Below are 16,035 nucleotides of genomic sequence, written 5' to 3'. Positions count from 1 at the left end.
GGGGCCCGCCCCCGCCCTTCGTCAGCTTCGGAGCACGTCATGATCGTGATTCTCGGCCTCATCCTGCTGATCGCCGCGGTAGTCGTCGGGGTCGCCGCCGTCGTCACGAACGTCGGCACCGGGCACGAACTCACCCAGGTGTTCACGGTGTTCGGCTACCACGTGACCGGATCGACCGGCGCGCTGTTCCTCTTCGGCGTGATCGTCGGCGCGGTGGGCGTCCTGGGGCTGAGCATGCTGCTGGCCGGCCTGCGCCGCTCCCCGCGCCGCGAGAGGCGCGCCGTGCTGCGGGACGCCGACGCGCCGTCGGCCGACACCCGCCGTCACCGCCGCCCGCACCTCTTCGGACACCGGACCGCCCACCGGTAGCGGACGAGCGGGTCAGCGGCGCGGCGGCAGCGCCGCAGCGATGCGCTGTGCGCGTTCCCGCGGGGTGAGCGCCGCGGCGTCGACGACGAGATCGAAGTCGTCCGGCTCGCACACGTCGAGGTGGCCCCGGCTCAGCCCGCGGTACCGCGCGGGGAAGCGCGCCGCCTCCCTCTCCTCCAGTACCGCCAAGGGCGCGGTGAGATGTACCCACAACACGTCGTGGCCCCGGAGCGCACGCCGCCAGGCCGGCATGACTCCGGTGTCGATCGGCATCTCGTCGACGATGACGTTGTTCCCCTCCCGCAGCAGGCCGTCCACCGCCCGGCGCATACCGGCCAGCAGCTGCGCGCCGACCGCTCCGTAGCCGATCCGCAGGCGTGTGCGGCCGTCCCGCGTATCGGTGTCCCGGAGGTAGGAGAACCCCTCGGCGCTCGCCGTTCCCTCGCTGGTCCAGCGGTGCGGCAGCATGCCGAAGAAGGTGTCGAGGCCCAGGACGAGGAAGGCGTCCGGAAGAATCTCCTGGAGCTGCGCGGCCGTTGAGCTCTTGCCCGCTCCGGACGTCCCCGCGAGGACGACCGCCCGTCCCGGTGTTTTCATGATCGGCCTTCTCCGTTCTCGCTTCGGCTGCCGGTCCGGCGCCGGTGTGCGGCTCACACCGTTCGCCGGCGGAAGCTGCCGCAGGGGCTCGCCCGCACGCATGGATACTGATCACCATGCGTACCGACTTCGACCCCGCCGCCATGCCCCGCAACGATTTCTACCGCCTCCTGACCGCCGTGGTGGTGCCGCGCCCCATCGCCTGGGTCTCCACCGTCGGCCCGGAGGGCGCCGCGAATCTCGCGCCGCACTCCTTCTTCACCATCGCCAGTGTCGCCCCGCCCGTCGTCCAGTTCACGTCCGTGGGGCGCAAGGACTCGTTGCGGAACGTGGAGGCCACCGGTCAGTTCGTGGTCAACTTCGCGCCGGAGGGGATGTTCGAGCAGATCAACGACACGGGCACCAACTTCCCGCACGGCGTGAGCGAGTTCGCAGCGGCCGGTATCGAATCCGAGCCCAGCCTGCGGGTCAAGCCGCCGCGGGTGGCGGCCTCGCCGGTGGCGCTGGAATGCGAGCTGCACAGCACGGTCGGCATCGGCGACTCCACCCTCGTACTCGGCCGGGTGGTGCACGCGTCCGTGGCCGATGACGTACTGGTCGACGGGCACGCGGAGATCACCAAAATGCGGCCGTTGAGCCGGCTGGGCAAGGACGAATGGGGCACACTCGGCGACGTCCGGGAGATCGCCCGTATCCGGCACGCGGACTGGCAGGGGCCCGCGGGCGGCCGGTGACGGAGGGACGCCCGCCCCGGCAGCCGATCCGGCTCATTTCCCCCGGCCCTGGCCCGCACCGCGCGCCGGTGCCGGGGGAGTGGCCGCCCCGCGGACCCGGAGGCCGTCGAGGAGTTCCTGGGTGGCTGCCGCGACGGCGCCCACCGCCTGCTCGAAGACGGCACGGTTGTGGGCGGCCGGGGCGCGGAATCCGGACACCTTGCGCACGTACTGCAAGGCCGCGGCCCGGATGTCCTCGTCGGTGACATCGGGGGTGGCGGGCGGGCGGAGTGTCCTGATACTTCGGCACATGTGTCCAGTCTGCCTCCGAGAGCCGGCGCGGGCAGGCGGTCCGGTGGGACGCGGGCCGACCGCGGCATCGGCCGGGGCGCCGTGGGGAGTTGGCCCGCCCGGTGCCGGAGCGCTCAGGTGAGGCCGGTGACACGCATGGTGATGTTGAGGCGGCCGTGGGTGAGGCCGCAGGCCGGGTCGCAGGTGCCCGGGTGCACCTTGGGCACCCCGTGGTAGGCGAACCGGGAAGGCCCGCCGAAGACGAACAGGTCACCCGACCTCAGCTCGACGTCGGTGTACGGCTTGGTACGCGTCTCGGTATTGCCGAACCGGAAGACGCAGGTGTCACCGATGCTCAGCGACACCACCGGCGCCGCGGAGCGTTCCTCCTTGTCCTGGTGCATCCCGAGCTTGGCCTGGCCGTCATAGAAGTTGATCAGCGCGGTGTCGGGCGCGTAGCCGTCACCCGCCGACGCGTCGTCGTACGCATCGGCCAGCGCGCGACGCCCCCACGCGGCCAGCCAGTCGGGAAACTCCGGCACACGCGCGCCGTTGACGTCATCGGCGGTACGCGTATAGGCGTACGGCTGCCAGTGCCAGCCGATGCAGACGGTCTGGACCGACATCACGCCGCCACGGGGCAGCTTGGTGTGCCGGATCGGCACCGGGCCGGTCGCCCAGCCCCGGCAGGCGGCGACGAGCCGCCGCTGCTCCTCCAGGGACAGCCAGCCCGGCAGGTGGACGGCGCCCGGCGCGAGTACCTGGCGGCCCTGGCGTGACGGAGCCGCCGATCCGTCGGCGGAGCCGTCCCCGGGGACCGCACCGAGGCCGCCCAGGTCTTCGAAGCCGGGAAGTGGCGTGCTCATCGGTACCTCGGGTGCTTCGGGTGCGCTGCCGGTGAAGGCGGGGGCTGTGGCGGACGGGCCGCCCGAGGGCGGCGTCCCTCCCAGCGTGGCACGTTCACCGGCCCCGCCTCCCGCCCGTCCGTCTCCGATTCTCCGGCACCGGGCGCCATCGGTCCGGCGGAAAACCGACCTCACGACGGCGCCGGGACCGGGACCGGCCCGCGGCGGCTGCCGGTCACGCCTCGTTCAGGCACCGCCGTACCGCCGCCACCAAGCGGGTGGCCCGCGGGTCGCCGTGCCCGATCATCTTGTTGGCGACGTAGGCGAAACCGACCTCCTGCGCGTCGTCCGCGAAGCAGAACTGCCCGCCGGCGCCGTCGCTGCCGAGGCTGCGCGGGCCGAGCTGGGGGCGGAACGCGGAGTCGAGCAGGAAGCCCGATCCCCAGCGGGTGCCCATGTCGAAGCCCGACCACGAGGCGCCGGACGACACCTCCCGTGTCGCGTCGGTGACGGTGTCGGCATCGAGGAGCCGCGGCTGCCCGTCCACGCCGGTGAACGCCGCCGCGTAGACCGTCGCCAGGCCGCGCGCCGACGCGACCGCCCCGGCACCGGGCAGCTCGGCCCGCAGCAGGTCGGGGTCGTTCCAGCCATGGGGCTCGTCGACACCGGGGAAGGCCAGCGCGCCGTTCATCGTCACGATGCGCATGACCAGCGACGCGGCGTCGGGCATGGCGGGCCGGCCGTCGGCCTCGACGAGCCGCGCCAGCCTGCCCACCTCGTCCTCCGGCAGGCCGATCCAGCACTGCGCCCCCAGCGCGTCGCCGATGGCCTCCCGGAAGTACGCGCCGGGAGTGCGGCCGGTGATCCGGCGTATCACCTCGCCGACGAGGAACCCGAAGACATGACCGTGGTATTCGTACGCCTCGCCCGGCTCCCAGTAGGGCTGCTGTTCCTCGATGGCGCGGATCACCGGGGTCCACCCGACGACGTCGTCGAAGCTGAGCGCGCGGTCCAGGGCGGGCAGGCCGGCCCGGTGTCCGAGCACCATCCGCGTCGTGATGCGCTCCTTGCCCGCATGGGCGAATTCCGGCCAGTAGCGGCTCACCGGGGCATCGAGGTCCAACTGCCCGCGCTGCGCGAGGAGATGGGCGCAGATGCTGACGATGCCCTTGGCGCAGGAGAAGACCGGGATGACGGTGTCCTCCTGCCACGGCCTGCCCGTCCGCCGGTCCGCGACGCCGCCCCACAGGTCCACGACCTTGCGCCCCCGGACGAACACCGTGACTGCCGCGCCGAGTTCACCGAACTCGGCGAAGTTCCTGGCGAACTCGTCCGCCACCGCCCCGAACCGTTCGTCCGCCCCGCCGTTGTGCTCCATCGCCCGCATCTCTCCCGTGCCCGCATCCGTCTCGTCGCTGTGCCCGCGCCGGGACCTGACGCCCCCGCGCGACGTGTCACGGTACGTGGCCCGCACCCCCTCCCACGAGCGGTTTTCCGCGTCACGGACCGGGCGGCCGACGGCTGCCTTCAGGGCCTCGGCCACGGACGGTGGCGGACCGGAAAAACATGTGCGGATCAGGTATCCGGTTGACAGGCTGAGGCCATGAACTCTCAGCACGATCCCGCCCCCGGCCCCGCCACCCCGCACGGGGCAACGGACTGGATCACCACACCCCTCACCGCTGACCTCCTGCGCGGCGCGCTCGACGTGGAGCACACCGAACACGGAGTGCTGCCGCACCGGCTGCCCGCCCGTGCCCGTGCGCAGTACCTCGACGGGCAGCTGGCCACGGCGGAGGCCCAGCCGTCCGGCGTACGGCTGGCGTTCCGTACGCGGGCCACCGTCGTCGAACTGGACACGCTCCGCACCAAGATGGCCTACCGGGGCGCCCCGCCCCGCCCGGACGGCCTGTACGACCTGCTCGTCGACGGCCGACAGGCCGGGCAGGCGAGCGGGACCGGCGGCAACGTCCTGACGGTGGACATGGCCACAGGGCAAGCGGAAACCCAGCCGGGACCGGTCGGCACCGTCCGGTTCTCCGGCCTGCCCGACCGCGTCAAGGACGTCGAGATCTGGCTGCCGTACAACGAGATCACCCAGCTCGTCGCGCTGCGCACCGATGCGCCCGTCGACACCGTGCCGGACAACGGCCGCGCGGTGTGGCTGCATCACGGCAGTTCGATCAGCCATGGTTCCCACGCCGCGAGCCCCACCACGATCTGGCCGGCGCTGGCCGCCTCCCTCGGCGGTGTGGAGCTGATCAACCTCGGCTTCGGCGGCAGCGCCCTGCTCGATCCGTTCACCGCCCGCGCCCTGCGGGACACCCCGGCGGACCTGATCAGCATCAAGATCGGCATCAACGTGGTCAACATGGACCTGATGCGGCTGCGCGCCTTCACCCCGGCGGTGCACGGATTCCTCGACACCATCCGGGAGGGGCACCCCACCACTCCGCTTCTGGTCGTCTCGCCCATCCTGTGCCCCATCCACGAGGACACCCCGGGCCCCGCCGCCCCGGACTTCAGCAATCTCCGCGAGGGGCAGCTCCAGTTCAAGGCCGTGGGTGACCCCGCGGAACGGGCCGCAGGCAAGCTGACCCTCAACGTCATCCGGGACGAACTGGACCGCATCGTGAAGCAGCGGGCAACCGACGACCCGAACCTGCACTACCTGGACGGCCGCGACCTCTACGGCGAGGCGGACTTCGCCGAACTGCCGCTGCCCGACCAGCTCCACCCGGACGCCGCCACCCACCGCCGCATCGGTGAACGCTTCGCCGCGCTGGCCTTCGGCGCCGACGGCCCGTTCACCACCGAGCGCGGCTGAGCCGCCCGCGGCGCACCGTGCCGGAACGCCCTATGCCGCCTCGACGACCTCTGCCCGCACCGCGAACGTCCAGTTCTCCAGCAGCTCCGCGTACTCCGTCATGTCCTGTGCGGTCCATGACCAGCATCGCCTGGCGCGCACAAAACGTCGGATCGCTTCGTTCGCCTCGGAGGCAGGAAGGGACGGGCCCGGGTGGGCAGAGGGAGTTGGGGACATGTGAGACATGCTAGGGGCAGCCACTGACAACGCCTCACCTCGCGAACGCCCCCGGCCCGGCAGGGGCGTTGCCGCGGTCTCTCCTCTTCGCCCCGTCAACTCGCTGACCAGCAAAGACGTTCGAACACCAGGTGCGGTGGAACTGTCTGCATGTGTCCAGTCCCACACGCTCAGCGACCGTGGCACCGGCCGTCGGCCGGGTCGGTCGGCTGCCGGCTCAGCCCGCGGATTCGGCGGCGTGCGGGCTCAGGGCTCCGGTGGCGATCAGCGCGAACAGCGCGAGGCCCAGGAGGATCCGGTAGACGACGAACGGGAGGAAGCTCTTGCTGGAGACAAAAACCATGAACCAGGCGATGACCGCGTAGCCGACGGCGAACGCGATGACCGTGGCGAAGAGGGTGGGGCCCCAGGCGACATGGCCTTCGCCCGCGTCCTTCAACTCGTAGACGCCGGAAGCCAGTACGGCCGGTACGGCGAGGAGGAAGGAGTAGCGGGCCGCGGACTCGCGGGTGTAGCCCATCAGGAGGCCGCCGCTGATCGTGGCGCCCGAGCGTGAGACGCCCGGGATCAAGGCCATGGCCTGGCAGATGCCGAACAGCAGGCCGTCCTTGACGCCGAGATCGGCGAGGGTCTTGCGCCGCTTCGCCGCGCGGTGCCGGCCGCCCTTCTCGTCACGGGCGGCCATCCGGTCGGCGATGCCGAGCACGACACCGAGGACGATCAAGGTGGTGGCGATGAGCCGGAGATCGCGGAACGGCCCTTCGATGGCGTCTTTGAGGGTGATGCCGAGCACGCCGATCGGAATCGAGCCGACGATCACCAGCCAGCCCAACTGCGCGTCATGGTCATGCCGGAGGCCGCGGTTGACGAGTGAGCGGGCCCAGGTCGAGACGATCCGTGCGATGTCCTTGCGGAAGTAGATGAGTACGGCGGCCTCGGTGCCGATCTGGGTGATGGCGGTGAAGGCCGCTCCCGGGTCGTGCCAACCGGCGAACGCGGCGGTCAGCCGCAGATGCGCGCTGGACGATACGGGCAGGAACTCGGTCAACCCTTGGACGAGTCCGAGAACGAAAGAGGCAAACCAGCTCATGGAAGGAAGCAATCCAGGGATGATCGACCGCCGCCCCGGTCAGCGGCACGGGCGCACGGAAACGGGGGGCGGGAGCGGAGGGGGGATCCGCTGTGGCAGGTGGGCAGGGAACGGCGGGCGGGCCGGCCGGTGGCAATACCGGCCGGGGCGGGGGGAGTTGGGGGAGCGGATCACGAGGTAGTCGCGGCAGCGTAGCGCCGGGAGATGGCCAAAGGACTACGTTCCGTTGGCCATCAGGTGCCTGTGAGGAGAGCGGACGGGCAGGTGGGGGAGCGGGCAGGCCGGTGAGGGAGAGCGGGTAGCCCGGTGGGGCAGTTCGGCGCCGGGGCCCCGGCAACCCGGCGGCGTACGTGCTCAGGTTCCGCGCAGGGACTTCCGCTTGCACCACGCGACGATCAGGGCCGCCAGCCCGCTGACCGCGATGAAACCCATGGCGATGAGGAACGCCGGCGAGGTGGGGGACGAGGCCCGCGCCCCGGCGATGGCGTACGCGGCGGTGTTCGGCACGCTGCCGACCGCCGTGGCCAGGAGGAAGGGCAGCCAGCCCATGCGGGAGACCGCCGCACAGTAATTCGTCGCGCAGAACGGCAGGCCGGGGAGGAGGCGGATGGCCAGCATCGAGCGGAATCCGTGGTCGCTCAGCTGCCGGTCGGCGGCGGTCAGCCACCGTGCGCGCAGCAGGGGACGCAGCGCGTCCTGGCCGAGCAGGCGGCCGAGGCCGAAGGCGAGGCCGGAGCCGAGCACCGTCCCGGCGAGCGCGGTGGCGAGCCCTGCCTGGCTGCCGAAGAGCGCGCCGGCCGCGAGGTTCAGGACCGGGCGCGGCACGAACGCCGTGGTGCACACGCCGTACGCCACGGCGAAGACCACCAGGGCCGTCGGGCCCGACATCTGTGGCAGTCGGCCACCCGCCAGAAGGTGCTGCGGCTGCCACAGCAGCATCGCGGCGGCGGCGCAGCCGAGCAGGAGGAGGAGCAGGCCGAGCCGGGCCCAGGGGGAGAAGAGCACACGCGTGCAGCGCGCGGCGAGGCCGTCAGGCGTTGCGGCGGGTTCGAACACCCGGGGAGCGTAACCGACCGGGCCGCCCGGTGACCGTCATCCTGCCCGCACGGTCACCGGGGCGGCTCCGCCCCCCCCCGCGCGTACGCCTCCCGCCCGGGGCGACCCTCCGGCCCGGCCCCGGTAATTCACTCGACGCCCGGTCCCCGGCCCGGCACCATGGGCGTCATGTTCCGGCCCGCCTTCCTCCCGCTCCCGTCCGCCCTCGCGGACGTCGATGCGCTGAAGGCTGCCGCCGATGCCCCCGTCGCAGGCGGGGCGACCGCCGCCGCGGCACACGCCGTCGCCGTCTCCGTCGCAGCCGGCGGCACGCGAAGCTGACCCTCTCCGGATCGTCCGGCGGACCCCGCAGGGGGAGGGTCGGATGTTCTGAGGGGTCTCCACGGCGCCAAGTCGCCGTCAGCACCGCAGTGTTGCGAGGAAGAACAACGCCATGCCCAAGACGGCATACGTACGCACCAAGCCGCATCTCAACATCGGCACCATGGGCCACGTCGACCACGGCAAGACCACCCTGACCGCCGCCATCACCAAGGTCCTCAGCGACCGGGGGAGCGGCACCTTCGTCCCGTTCGACCGGATCGACCGGGCCCCGGAGGAGGCCGCCCGCGGCATCACCATCGCCCTCTCGCACGTCGAGTACGAGACCGGTACCCGGCACTACGCGCACGTCGACATGCCGGGCCACGCCGACTTCATCAAGAACATGGTCACCGGCGCCACCCAGCTCGACGGCGGGATCCTCGTCGTCTCGGCGCTGGACGGGATCATGCCGCAGACCGCCGAACACGTCCTGCTCGCCGAGCAGGTCGGCGTGCGGCACCTCGTCGTCGCCCTCAACAAGGCCGACGCCGGAGACCCGGAGCTGACCGACCTGGTCGAGCTGGAGGTGCGCGAACTGCTCAACGCGCACGGCTACGACGGCGAGCACGTCCCCGTCATCCGCGTCTCCGGGCTGCGTGCCCTGGAGGGCGACCCGCGCTGGACGGCGGCGATCGACGCGCTGCTTGACGCCGTGGACACCTACGTCCCGATGCCCGAGCGGTACGTCGACGCACCGTTCCTGCTGCCGGTGGAGAACGTCTTGACCATCACCGGTCGCGGCACCGTCGTCACCGGCGCCGTCGAACGGGGCACGGTACGCGTCGGCGACCGGGTGGCGGTGCTCGGCGCCGGGGCACAGACCACGGTCACCGGCCTGGAGACGTTCGGCAAACCGATGGAGTCCGCCGAAGCCGGGGACAACGTCGCGCTGCTGCTGCGCGGTCTGCACCGCGACCAGGTGCGCCGCGGGCACGTCGTCGCGGCACCCGGCAGCGTCACCCCGCGGCGCCGGTTCACCGCCGAGGTCTACGTCCTGTCCACCGAGGAGGGAGGCCGCCGGACGCCGCTGGCCACGGGCTACCGGCCGCAGTTCTACCTCCGCACCGCGGACGTGGCGGGCGATCTCGACCTCGGTGACAAGGCGGTCGCACGCCCCGGTGAGACGGTGACGGTCTCGGTCGCACTGGACCGGGACGTGCCGCTGGAAACCGGCCTCCGCTTCGCCATCCGCGAAGGCGGCAGGACGGTCGGCGCGGGCACCGTGCGCTCCGTCGAAGGCCGCGACTGACCGGCGCCGGGAGCCCGGAGCCGGCAGCTCGCGGCGGGTATTCCGCGCACCTGCCCGGCGCGTGAGGGCGGGCGGTACGGACACGGCGGCGTGTCCGTACCGCCCGCTTCACTCTCCCCGTGGGCGGCGCCTCGCCCCGACCGCCGTACACAACAAGGGCGAGGTCCGGCCGCCCCGGCCGACCGGCACAATGGGACGGTGGACGAAGCACCCGAGCCGATACCGGTCACCCGCGCCGTGGACTGCGGCACCGCCAAGCTGATGCCCGACGTCGACCGGCCGCGTGCCTGGCTGCTGACGGTGGACGGCGCACCGCAGTCGTACGTCGACCTCGACGCGCCCGACCACCTGGAATTCGAGTACGTCCGCAGGCTGGCCCACGTCCTGGACGAGGCCGCGGCCCCCGGCCGTCCGCTCGACGCCCTGCATCTGGGCGGCGGGGCGCTGACCCTGCCGCGGTATCTCGCGGCCACCCGTCCCCGCTCGCGTCAACTCGTCATCGAGACCGACCGCGGGCTCATCGGCCTGGTGACCGAGCGGCTGCCGCTGCCCGCCGGGTCCGGTGTCGCCGTGCGGGACCAGGACGCAAGGAGCGCCCTGGAAGCGGCGGCGGACGACAGCGCCGATGTCATCGTCGGCGACGTCTTCGGCGGCTCCCGGGTGCCGGCGCACCTCACATCCGTCGAGTACGCCCGTGCCGTGGCACGCGTGCTGCGGCCGGACGGCATCTACGCGGCGAACCTCGCCGACAGCGCGCCGTTCGGCTTCCTGCGCGGCCAACTCGCCACCTTCGCCACGGTTTTCGCGCATCTCGCGCTGATCGCCGAGCCGTCCGTGCTGCGTGGCCGCCGCTTCGGCAACGCGGTGCTGGTCGCCTCGTGCGCCCCGCTGCCGCTGGCCGAACTGGCCCGTCGGGCGGCGGGCGACGCCTTCCCCGCCCGCGTCGAACACGGCGCGGCGCTGCGGAAACTGATCGCGGGCGCGGCCCCCGTCGGGGACGCGGACGCGGTCGCCTCACCCGTGCCACCGGACGGCGCCTTCAGCATCGGCTGACCCGGCGGGGCCGACGGCCGCCGCTACCCCGCGGGCTCGGCGACCCCCGCCGCGGACCCGGCCGGCTCGTCCGCCCGCCCCGGCTCCTGCGGCGGACGACGGGTGAGGTGCCGCACGTCGGGCACGCACAGCACGGCCGCCGTGAGCAGGGCGATCAGCGCGGAGCAGCCCCACAGGGCGGCCTTCCGGCCGATGAGGTCCTGGACCGGTCCTGCCAGCGCGGTGGCCAACGGGACCATGGCCAGCGACCCGAGCCAGTCGTACGACGAGACGCGGGAGAACTTGTCCTCCGGAATCTCCTGGTGCAGCGCCGTCATCCACGTCACGGCGAAGACCTCGACGGCGACACCGGTGGCGAACATGATCGCGGTCAGTCCCGCCGCGGGCAGCGGCACGGCCAGCGCGGCCGACGGGAGCGCGAGCGGGAAGACGCAGAGGGAGCCGACGAACAGCAGGCGGCGCGGGGTGAGACGGGTCATCAGCAGCGCACCGCCGACCGTGCCGGCGCCGAACGCGGCGAGGGCGATCCCCCAGGGCCCGGGGCCGCCCAGATACTCGTCGGCGACCATCGGCCCGTAGACCGCCTCGGCCGCCACGATCACGGCGTTGACGGCGGAGAACTGCACCACCACCGCCCACAGCCAGGGCCGCGAGACGACCTCGCGCCAGCCGTCGCGCAGATCGTGCAGCAGGCCGGCGCCGGGCGCCCGCTCGGGCACGCCGCTCACGTCGAGGAACGCGCGCAGCGCACCGGCGAGGGCGAAGCAGAGCGAGTCGATGGCGAGGACCCAGCCGGGCCCGACGGCGGCGACCAGCGCGCCGCCGAGCGCCGCCCCGCCGATGTTCGCGCCGTTCATCCCCATCCGGAAGACGGCGAACGCCCGGCCGGAGTGCGCGCCGGAGACGCTGGCGAGCACCATGCCTTCGGACGCGGGCGCGAAGAATGCCTGCCCGGTGCCGCCGAGCGCCGCCAGCACCGCCATCTGCCACAACTCCGCCCGCCCGGCCAGGACCAGTGCGGCGAAGGCGCCCTGGGAGAGGCAGCTGAGGGCGTTGGCGGCGACCATCACGCGGTGCCGCGGCAGCCGGTCGGCGAGCGCACCGCCGACGAGCAGGAACAGGACGAGCGGCACCGTCCGCGCGGTGGCGACGAGTCCGACGTCGGTGGCGGAGCCGCCCGCGCCGAGCACCGCGAAGGCGGACGCGATCAGGGCGCCCGAGCTGCCGAGCCCGGCGATCACGGTGGCCGCCGTGAGGAGGGTGTAGTTGCGTCCCGCCCAGGCGGGACGGGCGATCACCAAGACCGGCCCCGTCGCACGGCTGCCGCCGCCGGCCGGGAGGCGGACCGGCGCCCGGCCTCCGCTCCGCTGTGCCCCGGGTGCGGATGCCTCTCGTCCCCGGGCTGCTGCTGTCCTGACCACATGGGGATCAACGATATGCGCGCGGCGGACCGGCGGTCACCGCCCTTCCGGCCAATCGCTCTTCCGCCGATCCCGGGCGGCCCTTCCCCACCAAGCTACCGATAGGTAACATGCTGGCATGGCTTCTGAGACCCTGCCGTCCATCGGCGAAATGATGGCGGCATCCGTGCCGATGGTGCGCACCCTCAACCTCGAATTCACCGAGACCACCGCCGAGCGCGCCGTGGTCCGGCTGCCCGACAGGTCCGACTTCCACAACCACGTCGGCGGCCCGCACGCCGGAGCGATGTTCACCCTCGCCGAGTCGGCCAGCGGCGCGATCGTGATGACGGCCTTCGGCTCCGAACTGGGCCGCGCGGTGCCGCTCGCGGTACGTGCCGAGATCGACTACAAGAAGCTCGCGATGGGCCCGGTCACCGCGACCGCGCAGCTCGGCCGGCCGGTCGCCGATGTGATCGCCGACCTCGACGCGGGCGAGCGCCCGGAATTCCCGGTGAACGTCTCCCTCACCCGCGAGGACGGCGCGGTGACCGGCGAGATGACGATCGTCTGGACCCTGCGCCCCAACGGCTGATCCCGGGGCCGACAGGAGCCGCTTCCCTCCGTGCGGCCGGTGTGACCGAGGTGTCCCTGCACGCGCGTTGGCGGCGTCGTGCGGGAAGGGCGATCGAGTACCCTTCCCGGGCGCGCTGTCCGGCGCGCGGGGGAATCCGCCGGCACCGGCTTCGGTGACACCGGCCAGCGGCCCACGGGGGCCCGACATCGTGCGGAGGAAGCGGCTTTGCATATCCAGGAGTGGCTCGGGACGGTACCGGCCGTGAGTGTCTACCTCCTGGTGGGGGTGGTCATCGGGGTGGAGAGCCTGGGCATCCCGCTGCCCGGCGAGATCGTCCTCGTCAGCGCGGCGATCCTCGCCGCGACCCAGGACCACATCGACCCCGTCGTGCTGGGCGCGTGCGCGTCGGCCGGCGCGATCATCGGTGACTCCATCGGGTATCTCATCGGCCGCAAGGGCGGCCAGCCGTTGCTGGACTGGGCGGGCCGCAAGTTCCCCAAGCACTTCGGCCCCGACCACGTCGCGATGGCCGAGGAGAAGTTCGAGAAGTGGGGCATGTGGGCGGTCTTCTTCGGCCGCTTCATCGCGCTGCTGCGCATCTTCGCCGGACCGCTCTCCGGCGTCCTGAAGATGCCGTACTGGAAGTTCCTGATCGCCAACGTCCTGGGCGGCATCGTCTGGGCCGGCGGGACGACCGCGCTGATCTACAGCGTCGGCATCGTCGCCGAGCCCTGGCTCAACCGGTTCTCCTGGCTCGGGCTCGTCGCCGCCCTGCTGTTCGGCATCGGCTCGTTCGTGGTCATGAAGCAGCGGGCGAAGAAGGCCGCCGCGGAACGCGAGGCCGCCGAGGCCCCGGTCTCCGCCACCGTCGACTGACCCGCGTCGGACGCCCCCGCACCGGCCGACCACCGGGAGCGGCGGCCACCTGACCACACCGGCCCGGCAGTCCTGCGCTGCCGGGCCGTTGCCGTTGCCGTCAGGGCGTGTACCAGATGTCGGGTCCGCCGTCGCGCCACTCGAAGACGCCGGTGTCGTCCCAGGCCAGATGCGCCGCGGGGAATCCGGCGCGGCGCAGGAACGCGGCCACGTCACCGGGGCGGCGGGCCCGTCCGAGGTCCTGCCCGCGGAGCGTGACACGACGCCCGCCTGAGCAGGGAGGGTGCACGATCACAGGTGCGCGCTTCATGACACCAGGGTGCGACCGGCCCGGCATGATCGCATGCCGAACGTGAGGTCCTGGTCACCTTCGGTGAGGGGCTCCCGCGGCTACGCCCCGCTCCGCAGCCGCGAGAAGAACCGCGCCTTCCGGTCACCGTCCCCGGCCTCCCGCTGCCACCAGCGCGGCCCGTCGTCCGCCTCCGCCGGATAGGCCGCGCCGCCCCGGCCGCCCGTCCGCAGGTTCGCGACGTGGAATTCGGCGCCCTTGACGAGCAGCGGATCGCCGACGACCTTCTTCGCCGCCAGCGCCTTGCGCCAGGCCCGCAGGGCGGCCTCGCGGCTGCCGTGCGCCTGCTCGATGAGGGCCCTGGCGTACAGCACGTTCGAGTGCAGCCAGAAGTCCCCGTCGCAGTGCCGTCCCTCCCAGGCCCGGCGGGCAGCGTCGCGTGCCTCGTCCGGCGCGGTGGGCGCCAGCGCCATCGACAACAGGGCGCGGCTGTGCGCGGGACCGGGGCCGAACCAGACGTCCAGGGACCGGTGTCCGGACGCCTCCTCCAGGCACGCCACGGCCGTCGCGCTGTCCCCGCGGTAGAGCGCCACCACGGCATGCGCATGGGCGACACGGGCCAGACCGTCGGAGTCACCGTGTATCACGGCCGCCGCCCACGCCTGGTCGAGCAGCGCGTCCGCGGTTCCCAGCGCGTGCTCCTGCGCCGCGAGCCAGCCCGCCAGCCACAGCGCACGTGCGCGCAGCGCCGTGTCGTCCCGGGAGAGCAGCAGCAGCCGGTCGAGATGCGCCCGGCCCTCGCTCCGGAAGCCGCACGCCCCCCACCGGAACCACAGGAACACCGCGATCTCCAGCGCGCCGAGCGCGTCCTCGGCGTCCAGCGGCGGGCGGGTCAGGGCCGCGTCGAGATGGTGCTGTTCGTCCTCCACCAGCCGGACGGCGACCTGCTGGTCCTGCCCCTGCCAGGCGATCTGCGCCTCGGCCGCGAGCGCGGCGACGGCCTGCCGGAAGCGGCGCAGCGCGGCCGGTTCCTCGCCCGCCTCGCGCAGCTGGGTGCGCCCGAAGTCCCGGGCGCCGCGCGGGAGTCGGTAGCGGGGCGGCAGTGCGGCCCGGCTGTCCGGCGGCCCGCCACCCGCGTCCCGTACGCGTTCCAGGACGGACGCGGATCCGAGCCGTTCCAGGGCTGCGTCCACCTCGGCCGCAGGAACGTCACTGCTGCTGCATACGCAGCCCGCGAGCCACGGATCGAAGTCGCCGGGCAGCACCGAGAGCCGGGCCCAGACGCGCCGGTCGACGGGGGAGCAGAGGGCGTAGCCCGCGGCGTGCGCGGCGTACAGCGAGGTGTGCCGGACCGTCGCGGCGGGACCGGAGTGGAACAGCGGGCCTTCGGAACCGGCCTCCGCCGCGAGTTGCGGCAGCGACATCCGGTCCAGTTGGCGGGCGGCCAGCGCGATGGCGAGCGGCGAGCCCTCCAGCGCCTCGCAGACCGCGACGAGCAGTTCCGGCGCCGCCGGTCCTGTCCGTTGGGCGAGCAACTCGACGGCGGGGCCCGCGATCCCCTCGCCCAGCGTCACCGGAAGCGGCGCGAGGGACATCACCTGTTCCCCGGCGAGCCCCAGCGGGCGCCGCGACGTCACCACGATGCGCAGGTCGGGCCCGGCCCGCAGCAACCGCTCGACCAGCCGGGCACATTCGGCGGACACCGGATCGCAGTCGTCGAGCAGCAGCGTGGCACGCTCCGTCGCGCAGTACGCGGCGAGCGCGGCGACCCCGCTCCCGGGCACTCCGTTCGTGCCACCCGTCGCCCCGGCCCCGGACGTCGCATCGGCGCCGTCCAGGCCCGCCGCGTGCAGCAGTGCGTCCGCCAGTCCGCCGTCGGCCAGACCGTCCCAGCAGCCGACCCGGACCACGGTGCCGTCCAGGCGCGCGGCGCGGTCCTCCAGCACGGCGTGTGCCAGCAGGCTCTTGCCCACACCTGCCGGTCCGGTGAGGGTCGTCAGGGGCGCGCCGTCGACCAGCTCGGACACCACCTGCTGCTCAACGGCCCGCCCCACCATCTCGGGCAGCGGCCGGTGATCCGCCCACGCGCTCATCGGTCATCCCCGTTCACGGCACGGCGCCGCGCCCATCCTCGTCGGCTCACCACGATGCCAGAACCGGCCGCTGGGCAAACCATGGCGGCGGACATCTATCGAGGGAATGGCGCGTGGCGTGCTTGACGTGA

At 73.0% G+C, this 16,035-nt stretch carries 17 protein-coding genes; 8 read left to right on the top strand and 9 right to left on the bottom strand.

What is annotated here, in order from left to right:
* The first annotated feature begins 39 nt into the window (after positions 1 to 39).
* Positions 40 to 369, top strand: a complete 330-nt coding sequence (locus ACGFNI_RS05165) for a hypothetical protein (RefSeq protein WP_393680726.1) — start codon at positions 40 to 42, stop codon at positions 367 to 369.
* A gap of 12 nt (positions 370 to 381) precedes the next feature.
* Here ACGFNI_RS05165 and ACGFNI_RS05160 read toward each other — a convergent pair whose 3' ends face one another.
* The gene (locus ACGFNI_RS05160; RefSeq protein WP_393680724.1) at positions 382 to 966 is read right to left on the bottom strand and encodes an AAA family ATPase; all 585 of its coding nucleotides are present in this window, start codon (positions 964 to 966) and stop codon (positions 382 to 384) included.
* 116 nt (positions 967 to 1,082) lie between these two features.
* On the opposite strand from ACGFNI_RS05160, the gene ACGFNI_RS05155 reads away from it, so the two are divergent.
* On the top strand, positions 1,083 to 1,700 hold the full coding sequence (locus ACGFNI_RS05155; RefSeq protein ID WP_393680722.1) for a flavin reductase family protein: 618 nt from the start codon (positions 1,083 to 1,085) through the stop codon (positions 1,698 to 1,700).
* Positions 1,701 to 1,733: 33 nt separating this feature from the next.
* Here the strand turns inward: ACGFNI_RS05155 and ACGFNI_RS05150 are convergent, their stop codons facing one another.
* The 3 genes from ACGFNI_RS05150 to ACGFNI_RS05140 all read right to left on the bottom strand — a co-directional run bounded on the left by ACGFNI_RS05150 (position 1,734) and on the right by ACGFNI_RS05140 (position 4,193).
* Positions 1,734 to 1,991, bottom strand: coding sequence for a DUF2277 domain-containing protein (locus tag ACGFNI_RS05150; RefSeq protein WP_393680720.1), 258 nt, complete (start codon positions 1,989 to 1,991; stop codon positions 1,734 to 1,736).
* 113 nt (positions 1,992 to 2,104) lie between these two features.
* Positions 2,105 to 2,836 (bottom strand): alpha-ketoglutarate-dependent dioxygenase AlkB family protein, encoded by a 732-nt coding sequence (locus ACGFNI_RS05145; protein WP_393680718.1) that lies wholly within the window; start codon positions 2,834 to 2,836, stop codon positions 2,105 to 2,107.
* 214 nt (positions 2,837 to 3,050) lie between these two features.
* A complete protein-coding gene (locus ACGFNI_RS05140) occupies positions 3,051 to 4,193 on the bottom strand; it encodes a serine hydrolase domain-containing protein (protein ID WP_393681444.1) in 1,143 nt (380 codons plus the stop codon).
* Between the two features lie 225 nt (positions 4,194 to 4,418).
* Here ACGFNI_RS05140 and ACGFNI_RS05135 point away from each other — a divergent pair, with 225 nt between their 5' ends.
* Positions 4,419 to 5,642 carry a GDSL-type esterase/lipase family protein gene (locus ACGFNI_RS05135; RefSeq protein ID WP_393680716.1) on the top strand — a complete coding sequence of 408 codons (1,224 nt, stop codon included), beginning with the start codon at positions 4,419 to 4,421 and terminating at the stop codon, positions 5,640 to 5,642.
* Positions 5,643 to 6,075: 433 nt separating this feature from the next.
* Here the strand turns inward: ACGFNI_RS05135 and ACGFNI_RS05130 are convergent, their stop codons facing one another.
* Positions 6,076 to 6,948, bottom strand: coding sequence for an undecaprenyl-diphosphate phosphatase (locus ACGFNI_RS05130; protein ID WP_393680715.1), 873 nt, complete (start codon positions 6,946 to 6,948; stop codon positions 6,076 to 6,078).
* 354 nt (positions 6,949 to 7,302) lie between these two features.
* Positions 7,303 to 8,004 carry a TVP38/TMEM64 family protein gene (locus tag ACGFNI_RS05125; RefSeq protein WP_393680713.1) on the bottom strand — a complete coding sequence of 234 codons (702 nt, stop codon included), beginning with the start codon at positions 8,002 to 8,004 and terminating at the stop codon, positions 7,303 to 7,305.
* Between the two features lie 168 nt (positions 8,005 to 8,172).
* Here ACGFNI_RS05125 and ACGFNI_RS05120 point away from each other — a divergent pair, with 168 nt between their 5' ends.
* From ACGFNI_RS05120 to ACGFNI_RS05110, 3 genes are all read left to right on the top strand, one after another.
* Positions 8,173 to 8,325 carry a hypothetical protein gene (locus ACGFNI_RS05120; RefSeq protein ID WP_393680711.1) on the top strand — a complete coding sequence of 51 codons (153 nt, stop codon included), beginning with the start codon at positions 8,173 to 8,175 and terminating at the stop codon, positions 8,323 to 8,325.
* Positions 8,326 to 8,437: 112 nt separating this feature from the next.
* Complete coding sequence (tuf, locus tag ACGFNI_RS05115; protein WP_393680710.1) at positions 8,438 to 9,616, top strand: elongation factor Tu; 1,179 nt, start codon at positions 8,438 to 8,440, stop codon at positions 9,614 to 9,616.
* Between the two features lie 261 nt (positions 9,617 to 9,877).
* Positions 9,878 to 10,669 carry a spermidine synthase gene (locus tag ACGFNI_RS05110; protein ID WP_393681442.1) on the top strand — a complete coding sequence of 264 codons (792 nt, stop codon included), beginning with the start codon at positions 9,878 to 9,880 and terminating at the stop codon, positions 10,667 to 10,669.
* A 23-nt stretch (positions 10,670 to 10,692) separates the two neighbouring features.
* On the opposite strand, the gene ACGFNI_RS05105 is transcribed toward ACGFNI_RS05110, so the two are convergent.
* Complete coding sequence (locus tag ACGFNI_RS05105; protein ID WP_393680708.1) at positions 10,693 to 11,970, bottom strand: MFS transporter; 1,278 nt, start codon at positions 11,968 to 11,970, stop codon at positions 10,693 to 10,695.
* A gap of 238 nt (positions 11,971 to 12,208) precedes the next feature.
* Between ACGFNI_RS05105 and ACGFNI_RS05100 the strand changes: the two genes are divergently transcribed.
* Positions 12,209 to 12,664 carry a DUF4442 domain-containing protein gene (locus ACGFNI_RS05100; RefSeq protein WP_393680706.1) on the top strand — a complete coding sequence of 152 codons (456 nt, stop codon included), beginning with the start codon at positions 12,209 to 12,211 and terminating at the stop codon, positions 12,662 to 12,664.
* 207 nt (positions 12,665 to 12,871) lie between these two features.
* The gene (locus ACGFNI_RS05095) at positions 12,872 to 13,522 is read left to right on the top strand and encodes a DedA family protein (protein WP_393680704.1); all 651 of its coding nucleotides are present in this window, start codon (positions 12,872 to 12,874) and stop codon (positions 13,520 to 13,522) included.
* A 100-nt stretch (positions 13,523 to 13,622) separates the two neighbouring features.
* Here the strand turns inward: ACGFNI_RS05095 and ACGFNI_RS05090 are convergent, their stop codons facing one another.
* The gene (locus ACGFNI_RS05090) at positions 13,623 to 13,832 is read right to left on the bottom strand and encodes a hypothetical protein (RefSeq protein ID WP_393680702.1); all 210 of its coding nucleotides are present in this window, start codon (positions 13,830 to 13,832) and stop codon (positions 13,623 to 13,625) included.
* Between the two features lie 80 nt (positions 13,833 to 13,912).
* On the bottom strand, positions 13,913 to 15,904 hold the full coding sequence (locus tag ACGFNI_RS05085; RefSeq protein WP_393680700.1) for an ATP-binding protein: 1,992 nt from the start codon (positions 15,902 to 15,904) through the stop codon (positions 13,913 to 13,915).
* Positions 15,905 to 16,035 lie beyond the last annotated feature (131 nt).

Origin of the sequence: Streptomyces sp. NPDC048644 (assembly GCF_043199105.1) — a bacterium.
Taxonomy (GTDB): Bacteria; Actinomycetota; Actinomycetes; order Streptomycetales; family Streptomycetaceae; genus Streptomyces.
This window is presented reverse-complemented; position numbering and strand designations above follow the sequence as displayed.

Bases quoted from the DNA above. Each gene is read 5' to 3' on its own strand.
- ACGFNI_RS05140 (WP_393681444.1), bottom strand. From the start codon at position 4,193: ATGGAGCACAACGGCGGGGCGGACGAACGGTTCGGGGCGGTGGCGGAC.
- ACGFNI_RS05145 (WP_393680718.1), bottom strand. From the start codon at position 2,836: ATGAGCACGCCACTTCCCGGCTTCGAAGACCTGGGCGGCCTCGGTGCG.
- ACGFNI_RS05155 (WP_393680722.1), top strand. From the start codon at position 1,083: ATGCGTACCGACTTCGACCCCGCCGCCATGCCCCGCAACGATTTCTAC.
- ACGFNI_RS05120 (WP_393680711.1), top strand. From the start codon at position 8,173: ATGTTCCGGCCCGCCTTCCTCCCGCTCCCGTCCGCCCTCGCGGACGTC.
- ACGFNI_RS05110 (WP_393681442.1), top strand. From the start codon at position 9,878: ATGCCCGACGTCGACCGGCCGCGTGCCTGGCTGCTGACGGTGGACGGC.
- tuf (WP_393680710.1), top strand. From the start codon at position 8,438: ATGCCCAAGACGGCATACGTACGCACCAAGCCGCATCTCAACATCGGC.
- ACGFNI_RS05165 (WP_393680726.1), top strand. From the start codon at position 40: ATGATCGTGATTCTCGGCCTCATCCTGCTGATCGCCGCGGTAGTCGTC.
- ACGFNI_RS05150 (WP_393680720.1), bottom strand. From the start codon at position 1,991: ATGTGCCGAAGTATCAGGACACTCCGCCCGCCCGCCACCCCCGATGTC.
- ACGFNI_RS05090 (WP_393680702.1), bottom strand. From the start codon at position 13,832: ATGAAGCGCGCACCTGTGATCGTGCACCCTCCCTGCTCAGGCGGGCGT.
- ACGFNI_RS05130 (WP_393680715.1), bottom strand. From the start codon at position 6,948: ATGAGCTGGTTTGCCTCTTTCGTTCTCGGACTCGTCCAAGGGTTGACC.
- ACGFNI_RS05100 (WP_393680706.1), top strand. From the start codon at position 12,209: ATGGCTTCTGAGACCCTGCCGTCCATCGGCGAAATGATGGCGGCATCC.
- ACGFNI_RS05085 (WP_393680700.1), bottom strand. From the start codon at position 15,904: ATGAGCGCGTGGGCGGATCACCGGCCGCTGCCCGAGATGGTGGGGCGG.
- ACGFNI_RS05135 (WP_393680716.1), top strand. From the start codon at position 4,419: ATGAACTCTCAGCACGATCCCGCCCCCGGCCCCGCCACCCCGCACGGG.
- ACGFNI_RS05160 (WP_393680724.1), bottom strand. From the start codon at position 966: ATGAAAACACCGGGACGGGCGGTCGTCCTCGCGGGGACGTCCGGAGCG.